The organism is Geodermatophilus sp. CPCC 205761, from assembly GCF_051383655.1.
Classification (GTDB): Bacteria; Actinomycetota; Actinomycetes; order Mycobacteriales; family Geodermatophilaceae; genus Geodermatophilus.
Genome location: NZ_JALPKQ010000038.1, coordinates 44,900 through 56,699, shown reverse-complemented (window position 1 = coordinate 56,699; position 11,800 = coordinate 44,900). Strand labels below are relative to the sequence as shown.

At 76.6% G+C, this 11,800-nt stretch carries 9 protein-coding genes; 4 read left to right on the top strand and 5 right to left on the bottom strand.

Annotated elements, in window-relative coordinates:
• Positions 1-1,111 precede the first annotated feature (1,111 nt).
• The 4 genes from MY526_RS20245 to MY526_RS20230 are packed head-to-tail and all read right to left on the bottom strand — an operon-like array spanning position 1,112 to position 4,890.
• Positions 1,112-1,990: a hypothetical protein gene (locus MY526_RS20245; protein ID WP_436694773.1), complete on the bottom strand. Its 879-nt coding sequence runs from the start codon at positions 1,988-1,990 to the stop codon at positions 1,112-1,114.
• Between the two features lie 6 nt (positions 1,991-1,996).
• Positions 1,997-2,497 (bottom strand): phage tail protein, encoded by a 501-nt coding sequence (locus MY526_RS20240; protein WP_436694774.1) that lies wholly within the window; start codon positions 2,495-2,497, stop codon positions 1,997-1,999.
• A gap of 28 nt (positions 2,498-2,525) precedes the next feature.
• Positions 2,526-4,478: a phage tail sheath family protein gene (locus MY526_RS20235; RefSeq protein WP_436704927.1), complete on the bottom strand. Its 1,953-nt coding sequence runs from the start codon at positions 4,476-4,478 to the stop codon at positions 2,526-2,528.
• A 31-nt stretch (positions 4,479-4,509) separates the two neighbouring features.
• On the bottom strand, positions 4,510-4,890 hold the full coding sequence (locus MY526_RS20230; protein WP_436694776.1) for a hypothetical protein: 381 nt from the start codon (positions 4,888-4,890) through the stop codon (positions 4,510-4,512).
• Positions 4,891-5,114: 224 nt separating this feature from the next.
• Here MY526_RS20230 and MY526_RS20225 point away from each other — a divergent pair, with 224 nt between their 5' ends.
• The 3 genes from MY526_RS20225 to MY526_RS20215 all read left to right on the top strand — a co-directional run bounded on the left by MY526_RS20225 (position 5,115) and on the right by MY526_RS20215 (position 10,272).
• Entirely contained in the window at positions 5,115-6,698 is a 1,584-nt protein-coding gene (locus MY526_RS20225) for a hypothetical protein (protein WP_436704926.1), read from the top strand.
• Positions 6,695-7,327, top strand: a complete 633-nt coding sequence (locus tag MY526_RS20220; RefSeq protein WP_436704925.1) for a hypothetical protein — start codon at positions 6,695-6,697, stop codon at positions 7,325-7,327. Before MY526_RS20225 ends, MY526_RS20220 begins: the two co-directional genes overlap by 4 nt.
• A gap of 119 nt (positions 7,328-7,446) precedes the next feature.
• A complete protein-coding gene (locus MY526_RS20215) occupies positions 7,447-10,272 on the top strand; it encodes an AAA family ATPase (protein ID WP_436704924.1) in 2,826 nt (941 codons plus the stop codon).
• Positions 10,273-10,291: 19 nt separating this feature from the next.
• Here the strand turns inward: MY526_RS20215 and MY526_RS20210 are convergent, their stop codons facing one another.
• Entirely contained in the window at positions 10,292-10,987 is a 696-nt protein-coding gene (locus tag MY526_RS20210; protein WP_436694780.1) for an eCIS core domain-containing protein, read from the bottom strand.
• Positions 10,988-11,305: 318 nt separating this feature from the next.
• Between MY526_RS20210 and MY526_RS20205 the strand changes: the two genes are divergently transcribed.
• Complete coding sequence (locus tag MY526_RS20205) at positions 11,306-11,638, top strand: WhiB family transcriptional regulator (RefSeq protein WP_436694781.1); 333 nt, start codon at positions 11,306-11,308, stop codon at positions 11,636-11,638.
• Positions 11,639-11,800 lie beyond the last annotated feature (162 nt).

Genomic DNA, 11,800 nt, shown 5'->3' with positions numbered 1-11,800 from the left:
CCGACTTTGCTGCGCGGCCGGGGCCGGCGCCGTGCCCGTCCGGAGGGGGTCGCCGTCGGGATCGCCCGCGACCTGCGGTCCCGCCGTCGGGAGCCCGGCCGCCGGGCCCCGCGGCGGTGTCCCGGACCGCCGGCCCGCGGTCGTGCCGGGGTGGCCGGCCACCGCGGGCGGCGGGGGGATCAGCACGACGTGCGGGGCACCGTCGTCCGGGTGCGCGGGCCCTGGGCCGTCCGTGGAGGGAGCCGGCGCGGGGTCGGCGTCCGCCGCGGCCCGCAGAGCCGGCCGGCGGCCGGCGGCCGGCTCCTCCGGTGCCGCCACCCCGGTCCCCCGGCGGTCGGGTCGAGGCGCCGGTTCCGGCGTCGAGGCTGCCCCGGTCGTGGTCGGCCCCGGCTCCGGGTGGGCGGGCACCGGAGGAACGCCGGAGTCCGCGGGTCGGGGCAGCCCGCGCCCGGCCGAGCCGGTGTCCTCCGGGTGGGACGGCACGGGGCCCGGTCCCTCGGCGGCGTGCTCCTCCGCCGACGGAACGGCCTCCGGCGGCGACCCGGGCGGGACCGCGACGACCTCACGCCGCGGCGGGCGCGCCGCGCCGACGGGCGCGGGCCGGTCAGCCACCGACACCGGCCGGTCGGCCACCGATGCCGGCCGCGACGGCCCGTCCGGGCCGGCCCGGCCCGCGACCGGCTGCGACCCGGTCGGAGGCGGAGGCGCCGCGGCCGGCGACGGAACGGCGGGGCGGTCCGGTCGGGCCGGCCGGCCGGGATCCGCGTCGTCCGGACGCCGGCGTGCCGGCGCGGGGGTCCCCTCCCCGGGCACTCCGTGGACCTCGGCGCGGCCATCGGGCGCGGCGCCGGCCGCCGACCGCAGCGGCAGCACGGCGGTAGGCCCCGTCCGCGGGGCGGAGGCCTGCGGTGCCGCGGTGCGCCGCCGGGAGGCGGGCGCCGACCGCCGCGACCGGGGGGCCGGCTCGCGGAACCAGCGACTCCCCGCGCCGCCCGGTGGGGAGAAGCGGACCTCGACACCGGCCGGGTCCGGGAGGCCGAGGAGCCGCAGGACGCCGCCGCGGTGGCGGAACCGCTGACCGCTGCCGCCCAGCACGGCGGTCAGGAGGCCGTCAGTGGCCATCGTCGAGCCCCTCGATCTCCTCGGCCAGGAGGTCGATGTAGGTGCGGCGCCGGGCCTGCGACAGCGCCAGGACGTCCGGCTCGCTCCAGCCGTAGTGCCAGGCGAGCACGTGCACCTCGCGGTACAGCAGGTCGGCGTCGGTGCGCAGGTCCCCGAAGAAGAAGCGGTGCAGGTCGAACGGCACGGTGAAGGGGCGGCCGCACTCGACGCAGCTCGTGGTCATGGTGCGCTCGACCCGGGGCGCCAGCCGCTCCATCTCCGCCTCGAGCTCCGCGCGGGCCCGCGGGCTCAGCGCCGCCACGCAGTCCTCGCTCGGCGGGTCGGCGCCCAGCACGCAGCGGCGCAGCAGCGCGGTCAGGGCCGCCGCCTCGTTGTGCTCGGCCCAGGGCGCCACCGCCTCCTGGTCGGCCCCGTTGGGCAGGCGGAAGCGGATCTCGCTGCGCGCGTCGTCCGCCTCGGACGAGAGCCGGACGGTGTAGTCGGGGGCCGGGAGCGGTGACCCGTGCACCGGGACGTCGGACACGGCGAACTCGATCGCGACCTGCTCGCCGCAGGCCTCCCACGGGCAGACCAGCGTGGCGCGGACCTCGTCGCCGAAGGTGAGCTGCCGCAGCTGCAGCAGCAGGTAGTCCCGGTCGCCGACGAGCAGCCGGCGCACCACGTCGGTGGGCACGGGGGCCATCTCGCCCAGGCGGGTCAGGCAGCGACCGAGCACCGCCGTCACCAGGGCCGGCGGGTTGCCGCCGTCCCCGCCGGCCAGCAACTCCTCCTCGTGGCCGGTGAGGGGGCGCAGGGCCACCGTCCGGTGACGTCGCCCGGCCTCGTCCCAGAAGCCGCCGGGGAGCACGCCGGCGCGGTCGTCGAGCATCGCCGGTCAGGTCTCCGGGAGCTCGACGACCGAGGTGTCGCGGACCCAGCCCTCGTTCTCGAGCTTGATCGTGCTGATCATCACCGCGTTCGTCGAGGCGTCCAGCTGGGGCAGCGCCTGGTACTCCGAGACCCAGCAGCGGAAGACGTTGTAGGCCAGGACCTTGTGGCCCTGGTGGTCGAAGACCTCGATCGAGATGTCCTTCCGGAAGGTGGCCAGCGACATGGCCGCGTCGCCCCGGAAGTTGTTGACCTTGTTCGCCCAGTCCTCGAAGGCGGTGTCCAGGGTCACCCCGGCTTCCATCGTGATCGCGTCGTACCGGCTCTTGCCGGGGATCTGGTGGGGTCCGCTGGAGTCCCCGCCCTCCCACCAGGTGGTCACCTCGGTGGTCCGCTTGAGGGCGCCGCACTTGCTCAGCCCGGCGACGTACTGACCGTCCCACTTGATCTTGAACTTGAACCCGAGGTACGGGTCGAACCGGGTGCTGTTGACGGTGAACCGCGCCATCCCCCTGCTCCTCTCCGGCCGCCCGGCATCACGCGGACGCCGCGCCGGCCTGCTGGCTGATCCGGACGACGACGAACTCCGCGGGCTTGAGCGGCGCGAAACCCACGAGGACGTTCACCACGCCGGCGTCGATGTCGGCCTGGGTGGTCGTGTCCGCGTCGCACTTGACGAAGAAGGCGTCGGTCGCGGACGCACCCTGGAAGGCGCCCTGGCGGAACAGGGTCGTCATGAACGAGCCGATGGTGAGCCGCAACTGCGACCACAGCACCTCGTCGTTCGGCTCGAACACCGCCCACTGGATCCCGCGGTAGATGCTGACCCGGAGCATGATCGCGGTCCGGCGCACCGGGATGTACCGCCACTCGGGGTCGGACGCGACGGTGCGCGCCCCGAAGGCGACGACGCCCACCCCGGGGAAGCGGCGCAGGACGGCGACGTCCCTGCGGTTGAGGTTCCCGTGGTCGACGTCCCCCACCTCGGTCACGAGCCCCGCGACGCCGTTGAGTCTCGCGGCCGTGCCGGCCGGTGCCTTCCACACCCCGCGGGCGGCGTCGGTCCGGGCGTAGAGCCCGGCGACATAGCCCGAGGGCGGCAGCGGGACCGGCGTGCTGGACCGGCCCAGGGGGTCGGGTCCGGTCACCCAGGGGAAGTAGAGGGCCCCGTAGGAGTTGGCCGAGTTGACCTTGTCGCGGAAGGCCAGACCCAGGGCCGGCGTGACGGCCTCGGCGTCGGTCTCCCCGATGAAGAAGAGGTCCTGCAGGGGCCGGCGCGAGCAGTACTCGGTGCCCAGGTCCATCAGGGTGCGGACGCCGACGGCGACCTCGCCGGGGACCGCGAGCAGGCTGACGTCGGAGACCGGGTCGAGGCGGGCGAACGCCTCCTGGAACGAGGTCTCGGTCAGCGCGGCGACGCCGTCGTCCCCGGGGACGACGTCCACGACGGGGGCCTTCCGCGCCGCGTCCCCCAGCTGGAGCGGTCCGGTGACCGGCGGCCGGCGGACGGCGATGCCACCCTCCGATCGACCCCCGTTGGCGACGCCGAGCCGAAGCAGCCCACTGGCGTCGGACGCGGCACCGGGCAGCACCCGGACCGAGGAGCGCGGACCGGTGCTGCCGGAGTTCAGCACGAGCCGGGCCTGGGTCCCCTCGCCCTCCGCGGCGCAGGTGAACCCGGCGTAGGCGTCCGGGTCGGTGGACGTCCGGACCGGCGTCAGCGCCCGGACGGCCGCCTGCAGTGCGGCGGCCACCTCGGCCAGCGTGTCGAACGCACCGGCCTCGGGCGGCAGCGCGACGGTGCGCAGACCGTCGTCGTCGATCATGATCTGCAGGTTGAGCAGCTCGTCCAGGGGCACCTTCGCCCCCCGGCCGCCGCGGTGGACGCCGGCCTGCTGTGCGGTGTTCTCGCCGGACACCCGCGCCCGGACCAGCGCGGACCGGCGCTCCAGGACGTCGACGACGAAGTTGGGCGCGTCGGGGTCCATGCTCAGGTCGTCGAAGTCCTCGAGCGGTTCGGTGCTCAGGAAGTCCTTGGGCACGGTCGTGGCATCCGGCTGGCGGCGGATGCTCACCCGGAACTCGTTGTCGGGGTCCCCCGACCCGTTCTGGATGTTCGCGACCAGGAAGTTGCCCCAGGCCCCCGAACTGCTCGCCTCCAGGACGAGCCCCTCGGTGGGTGGGTCGGCCCGGTTCTGCACCGTCACCGACGCCGCCTCGGCGTCGTTCCGGGTCATCCGGATCACGTAGCACTGGCGTCCACCGTTGTTGAAGAACTGGAAGACGCTCAGGGGCAGGTGCCCGTCGGTGATGAACGAGCCGAAGTCCCGCTGGAACTGGGCCCAGCTCGTCACCCGCGGGGCGCCGGTGTCCGGGCCCCGCTCGGCGAGGCCGACGAACGCCGCGGTGGACGTGCCGGCGATCTCCAGCGGGCGGATCCCGCTCGAGACCTCTTCGACGTAGACGCCGGGGTAGGTCAGTGCTGGCACGTCCGGTTCTCCCTCCGCGGTCGCGGCCGCGTCACGGCGCTGTGGGTTCGGCCGGGGCGTCCTCCGCGGACGCTCTCGGCTCGCTGCTCTGCCGGGTCCGCCCGGTCCGCGCTCTCCCCCGGGCCGGGGCGGCGGCCGGTGCCTCGGGGTCTGCGGGCGCCGGCTCCTGGCCGCCGTCCCGGTCCTCGACCGCGACATCCTCGACCGGGGCGCCACCCTCGTCCCCGTCGTCCACCCGGCGGACGTCGAGCAGGCCCTGCCGCTCCAGCCGCTCGATCGCCGGCACGTCGAGCACGTCGACGTCGGCGAGCACCTCGGACTCCTGCCGGGGGGAGAGCCGCACGCTGGAGCCGCTGGCGAGGAACACCAGCAGGGGCCGCGACGACGCCTTGCTGGTGAGGATGTAGGGCATCGTCGCCTCCTCGCGGGCCGGCCGGCCCGGCTCGTTGACGGTGGGCCGAGGGCCCCGAGTGGACCGGCCGGCCGCTGGGCGACGCATCGGGGAACTCCCTCGTTCCTCCCGCCGGCGGCGGCGGCAGAGGGCCGCCGCTCCGGACCGGCGGGGCGGGGGTGATCCCGGAAGCGCCGCCGCAGCCGTTCCCCGAGCATGGGGCAGCCGCGGCAAGGAGGTCACCTGTGGTCATCCGTCCGATCAGCCGTACCGAGCACCTGGTGCCGGGGTCCAGCGCACCCCGCCCGGGGCCGGCCAGTCACGCCGAGGACCAGACCGACCTCCTGTCACACCTGCGCTCCCTGGAGCGGGCGCACGCCGGCGCCCTGCACGGAGCCGGCGTGGCGACCGGGCTGACCGTGCACGCCGCCGGCGGTGCCGCGTCGGTGCGCGTCGGTCCCGGCGTGGCCGTCGACCGCGCCGGCCGGCACATCGTGCTGGCGCCCGGCGGCCGGGCGGAACTGGCCGCCGAGCCGGAGGAGGAGAGCCGGCTGGTCCCCGTGACCGAGCTGGGTGTCGAGGTCCCGCTGGCCGGCCACGGAGGACAGTGCCGGCTGGCCCTCCGGTGGCGGGAGACCTTCGACAAGGCCCTGTGGGACGCGGAGGGCCAGCGGGTGTTCATCACGCACCAGACGCCCTGGCTGTTCCTGACCCCCGCGACCGGCACGCCGGCCGACGACGACGTCGTCCTGGCCACGCTGTCCCTCACCGACGACGGCCAGGTCGCCGCCGAGGGGGTCGCGCCGGGCGACCGCTCCGGGCCGACGGTGGGCGCCACCGAGCTGGAGCTGCGGGCCACCGGGACCTCGTCCCCCGCGGGCGGCGAGACGGTCGTCTCCGAGCGGGCCGGCGCGGTGCTGCGGACCGACCTCGCCGGCGGGTTCACCGTCCGTTCCGCCGGCGGCACCACCCCGGGCCTCGCGCTGACCGCCGGAGGAGACCTCACCGTCGGCGGGGCCGCCGCCGTCACGGGGGCGCTCGAGGTCGGCGACCGGGCGGCCGTCGACGGGCAGCTCACCGTCGGCGGGGCCGCCGCCGTCACCGGGGCGCTCGCGGTCGGCGATCGGGCGACCGTCGACGGGCAGCTCACCGTCGGCAGGGCCGCCACGGTCACCGGCTCGCTGCAGGCGCGCTCCGTGGCGGCCGGCGCGGCGGTGACCGCGGGCGGATCGGTGACCGCGGGCGGATCGGTGACCGCCGGCGGCTCGGTGACCGCCGGCGGCTCGGTGATCGCCGGCGGGTCGCAGAGCGCCGGCCGGGTCCACGTCCAGGACCCGACGGGGCGCACCGGGCTCTCGGTGTTCTCCGACGGAGGCAGCGGGTCGGTCTGGGTCCGGAACGCCGGCGCCGACGCCGTCGTGCTGGAGGGCGCGGCCGGGCGGGTCTGGGTCAACGGCCCCGACTGGCGCCAGCTCGGCGGCAACGCGGCGCGGTACATGCAGTCCGTGTGGTTGTCGGCGGATGCCGGGACGAGCCTGGCCGACGTGGACCTGGGGGCGCCCCGCCAGTTCACCGCCTTCGTCGCCAGCTGCGGCAACGACCCCCGGAACGCCTTCGACCGCAGTCACGCCATCGCCCTGGACATCTTCCGGGTGGACGGGGCCCGAACCGCGACCTCGTTCTTCGGTGGCGACCACTGGGGCGCCAACGGGCAGGACAGCAACGTGCTGGCCAGGACCTTCTGGGGGCAGGGTCGCGTCATCACGTTCCGCGCGCGGTCGTTTGCGGCGGCCAGCGTCCTCGGCATCGGGGTGGTGTTCTACGAGTGAGCCTGGACCAGACCGGTGGAGCCGAGCTGCCCGCCGTGCCGGAGGAGAGCAGCGCCATCCGGCCGACGGAGAGTCCCGTGGTGCACGTCCTGTACGACCGCGCCAGTGGCGCCGTCCTGGGCCGGTACAGCCGGTACAGCGTCGGTGACGGCGGCTACGCGGAGCTGGACGAGGAGTCGGTCCTCGCCGTGGCGAGGGACGCCGGCCTCCTCCCCGACGGCGCCGTCTCCGCGGACGCGGACGTGGGCGTGCTGGCCGTCGCCGACCCGGTCGAGGCCATGGCCACCGACGTGTGGGTCGATCCGGGGTCGGGCCGGCTGGCACCCCGCCCCCAGCTGGCGGTGACCGCGGACCGCCGGCAGCTGGAGGGCGACGGCGAGGACTCCGTCGTCGTCACCGTGTCGGCCAGGGACGCCCACGGCCGCCTGCTCGACGACCGGACCGACCGGGTGCGCGTGTCGACGACGCGGGGCAAGCTCGCCGAGCGCGGCGGCCTGGTCCAGCTCCGGGGCGGCATCGCAGAGATCACCCTCCGCTCGGTCGCGGAGACCGTCGCGCTCGTCACGGTCGCCGCCGAGGACCTCCACGGCCGGTACGCGCGCGGCACCCTCGACCTGGAGTTCCTCTGACCGTTCCCGCCGGCGCGACGGTCCGGTGACGCCCTGGTGACGACCGACCCCCTGAACTGTCCGTAGCACCGTGCCGTCTCGGCGGCACGGGCCGACGGCGGCTCGGCGGGGAGGGCGACATGCACGGCGGCGGACCCGGGGCGTGCGGTTGCTTCGTCGGTCGTGAGCGGGAGGTCCACCTGCTCGGGGCGCTCGCCCGGCGGATCGGGACCCGCGGCGGGGCGGTCGTGGTCCGGGGCGAGGCCGGCGTCGGCAAGACCGCGCTGCTGGAGCGGGTCGCCGCGGAGAGCGGGGCGCGCACCGAGCGGATCCGGGGCTTCCAGGCCGAGGAGGTCCTGCCGTACGTGGCGGTGACCGATCTGCTGCTGCCCCTCCGGGCGCACTTCGCCGAGCTCCCCGGCGTCCAGCGGGACGCCGTCGAGGCGAGCATGGCGCTCCGGACCGGCGGGCCGGGGAACCCGCTCGCGGTCTGCGCGGCCACGCTCGGGGTGCTCGCCGCGGCGGGACGGCGGGCGCCGCTGCTGGTGCTCGTCGACGACCTGCAGTGGGTCGATCCCGCGTCCTCGCGGGTGCTGCAGTTCGTCGCCCGGCGGCTGGCCACCGAACGCGTCCTGCTCCTGTTCGGCCTGCGGGACCGTCCCGGACCGGTGGACGCGCCGGTGGGCATCCCGACGGTCGACCTGGGCGGCCTGAGCGAGGCCGAGTCGCGCACCCTGGTCGCCGCGCAGGACGCCGCCCTCGGCCGCCAGGCCGTCGAGGAGATCGTCGAGCGGTCCAGCGGCAACCCGCTCGCGCTCCTGGAGACCGTCTCCGCCCTGCCGTCCGGGGCGTCGTGCGGTGCGGAACTCGACACCGGCTTCGGCTCGCCCGGCCCCACGCTGCGCACGGTGTGGGGCTGCGTCGTCGACGCGCTCCCCCAGCCCACCCGGACGGCGCTCTTCGCGATCGCGGCCGGCCGGCCGGCCGGCGTGCGCGCGGTCGAGCCGGTGCTCGCCGCGCTCGGCGGGTCCCTCGACGACCTCGTCCCGGCCGAGCGGATCGGTCTGGTCGCCGTGCGTGACGGGACCCCGCGGCTGCGGAGCGCGCTCCTGCGGTGGGTCGTCGAGGACCGGACCCCGCTGGCCACGCGCCTGCTGGTCCACCGGGCCCTCGCCGAGCACGCCGAGGCCGAGCAGCGGGTGTGGCACGTGGCGGCCTGCGCCGTCGGCCCCGACGAGCCGGCGGCGCGGGACCTGGTCGAGGCCGCCGAGGCGGCGCGCGGCCGCGGCGCACACCGCACCGCGGCGCGCATCTGGCGGCGGGCGGCCGAGCTCACCCCGGACCGGAGGAGCCGGGCCGAGCGGCTGCTGGCCGCCGCGACCGATGCCTACCTGGCCGGGCGCATGGACGCCGCCTGCGGTGCCTGCGACGAGGCGCTGTCCCTCCGCTCCGAGCCGCTCTTCGCCGCCGACGTGGCCCTCGTGCAGGGGCGGGCGGTGGCGTGGGCGGGACACCCCCAGCGCGCCCTCGACGGACTGGTCAGGGCCGGGGACGCGGTGCTCGCCCACGATCCCCGCCGGGCCCGCCGCCTGCACGCCGAGTCGGTGCTGCCGGCCGTGCTCGCCGGCCGCGGAGACCTGGTGCGGCAGGCCGCGGCGCGCTGCGCACGGGTCGCCGCGGGCGACAGCGAGGGCGCGGTGGTCGGAGCCGCTGCGGCCGCCGCCGGCCACGCCTTCGCCGGAGGGTCTCCGGGACCCCGTCCGGTCGTCAGCGACGACCGGGCCGGCGCCGACAGCCGGTGCCGCGCCTGGGACCTGGAGCCCCTCGTGCTGCTGGCGCAGTGCCGGACCTGGCTCGAGGACCACGGGACCGCCGCGGCGGCCCTGGACGCGCTGGTGGAGCAGGCCCGGCGGCAGGGTTCGGCGTGGCTCGCCGGCCTGGCCCTCGCGGCCCGAGCGGAGCTCGGCTGGTGGACCGGCCACTGGGCGGCGGCGACCGCGGACGCCGCCGCGGCGGTCCGCTGCGGTGAGGAGCTCCGGCTGCCGGCCGTGACCGCCGCGGCCCTGTCGTCCCTGGCCCGGCTGGACGCCTCCCGCGGGGACGCGGCCGGCTGCCGCGCCGCGCTGGACCGTGCGCTCCGGGAGAGCGGGGCCTACGGGTTGGGGCGGGCCGACCTGGAGCGGGCCGCCGTCCTCGGGCTGTCGTCGCTGGGCGCCGGCGACCCGGCCGAGGCCGTGGAGCACCTGGAGCAGGCCTGGCGTGCGGCGCAGGCGGCCGGGCTGGCCGCGACCACGGTGGTGCCCTTCGTCGGCGACCTGGTGGAGGCCCACGTCCGGTGCGGCTCGACGTCCCGGGCCGAGGAGGTCCTCGCGGCCCTGGAGCAGGCAGCCGCCACCACGGGTCTGGTGTTCCCGGCGGCGGCCGCCGCGCGCTGCCGGGGCCTGCTCGCCGACCACCTCGAGCCGGCGGAGCGCGCCTTCGCCGAGGCCGCCCGCCTGCACGCGCGACGTCCCGTGCCGTTCGAGCGGGCCCGGACGCTGCTCTGCTCCGGAGAGGTCCTGCGGCGGCTACGGCGTCCGGCGGCCGCCCGGCCGGTGCTGCGGGAAGCCCTGTCCGTCTTCGAGGGGCTGGGGGCGCGTCCGTGGGCGGCCCGGGCCGAGACGGAGCTGGCGGCGACGGGCGTCCACCGCACCCCCCGCTGCGACCCGGCGGCGCCCGGTCTGGCGGTGCTCACCCCCCAGGAGCTCCAGATCGCGCGCGTGGTCGCCGACGGCCTCAACAACGCCGAGGCGGCGGCGGTGCTCTACCTGTCCCGCAAGACGGTCGAGGCCCACCTCACCCGGGTCTACCGCAAGCTGGGCCTGCGCTCCCGCTCCGACCTCGCGCGCTTTCTGGCCCCCCTGCACGCGGCGCCGAGCGCGCCTGCGCCCGGTCCGTCGTCGGTCGAGGCGCGGCTGTCGGGGTGATCCGGGTGCACGCCCGGTGTCAGCCGGGGGGCTCCTCTTCGGGCTCCTCCACCTCCGGCTCGGTGGCGACCCGCTGGACGGGCGCCTCGTCCGACGGCTCGTCCAGCCGCTGGACGTCGGCCGGCCCGGCGGGTTCCGGCGCCGGGGCACCGAGCGCCCGTGCCGCCGTGGCCTCCGCGTCCCGCTCGAACCGATCCGTGGGGTGGCTGACCCGGATCCCGCCGGGGCCCTCCGTGCCGTCGACCGGACCGCTGCGCTGCTGGAGGACGTGGACGAGTTCGTGCGCCAGCGTGGCCCGGCCCCCGTCGCTCGAGGGGTCGTACACCGAGCGTTGGAAGGCGATGTGGGAGCCGACCGTGTAGGCACTGGCCTGCACCGCGCGGGCGGACGCCGCGGCCGCGTCGTCGGTGTGCACCCGGACGTCGCCGAAGTCGCCGCCGAGCCGGGCCTCCATGTCGGTGCGGACCCCGACCGGCAACGGCTCCCCCGGCGACCGGACGACGCCCTCCACGGAGGAGGCCGCGTCGTCGCGCGCGCCCAGGAGCGCCGCGGACCCGCTGTTGCCGACGGCACGCTGCAGGTGGAGCGGCGCCGCACCGGTCGGTTGCCCGGGACGCTCGGCCGGGCGTCGACGCTCCGGTGGCCCCGTCTCCGGTCTGGGCGAGCGGACCCGGACGTGACCGACGCCCGAGTGGTGCAGAGCGGACTCGTCCATGGCCCACGCTCCCGTTGCCGTCGTGCCACGCGCTGCTCCCGGCCGCCGTGTGCGCTCTCGGGCGGGGGCGATCCGGGACGCTGACAGCATGCGCCCGCTGCGGGCTCCACGGCCAGATCCGGGCCGGCTCGCCGGTCGCCGGCCACGCCGACGGTGGTGCGGGTGTGACGGGGGAGCGACACATTCCTCCAACAGCACGAGACGGTTTCGTACGGTTTGCCAGTGCCAACCCGGGCCGGGCATCCGTAACGTCACAGACAGCAAGCATGTCGTACCGGTCCGTCACGCCGGTACACCGCCCACGTCGAGGAGCTCCCCGTGCCTTCCTTCTCCCGCCCGTCCCTGACCCTGCTCACCGAGGCCACCCCCGCCTGGGCCGAGCCGCTGCCCGCGTCGCCGTGGCCCGCGGTCGCCACCGACGACGCGTGGCGTCTGGACGCGCTCTGCGCCGAGACCGACCCCGAGGCCTTCTTCCCGGAGAAGGGTGGCTCCACCCGCGAGGCCAAGCGCGTCTGCTCCGGGTGCGAGGTGCGTGCCGAGTGCCTCGAGTCCGCCCTCGCCAACGACGAGCGGTTCGGCATCTGGGGCGGCCTGTCCGAGCGGGAGCGTCGCCGGCTGCGCCTCCAGCGCCAGACGCCGCTCAGCGCCTGAGCGACACCCCGGTCGGCCCCTCGGGGACCCGACCCCCGACTTTCGGCACCGAAAGTCCTCGATCGGTCCGGGACCCCCGCTCCGGGAGTCCCATGTCGTGCCGCCTCGACGTTGACGAATGACAGTACCGATGTATCGTTACTGTCATTCGATAGTCCGAGG

Coding starts and splice junctions, on each gene's coding strand:
- MY526_RS20245 (WP_436694773.1), bottom strand. CDS start 1,990: ATGCTCGACGACCGCGCCGGCGTGCTCCCCGGCGGCTTCTGGGACGAG.
- MY526_RS20240 (WP_436694774.1), bottom strand. CDS start 2,497: ATGGCGCGGTTCACCGTCAACAGCACCCGGTTCGACCCGTACCTCGGG.
- MY526_RS20230 (WP_436694776.1), bottom strand. CDS start 4,890: ATGCCCTACATCCTCACCAGCAAGGCGTCGTCGCGGCCCCTGCTGGTG.
- MY526_RS20215 (WP_436704924.1), top strand. CDS start 7,447: ATGCACGGCGGCGGACCCGGGGCGTGCGGTTGCTTCGTCGGTCGTGAG.
- MY526_RS20210 (WP_436694780.1), bottom strand. CDS start 10,987: ATGGACGAGTCCGCTCTGCACCACTCGGGCGTCGGTCACGTCCGGGTC.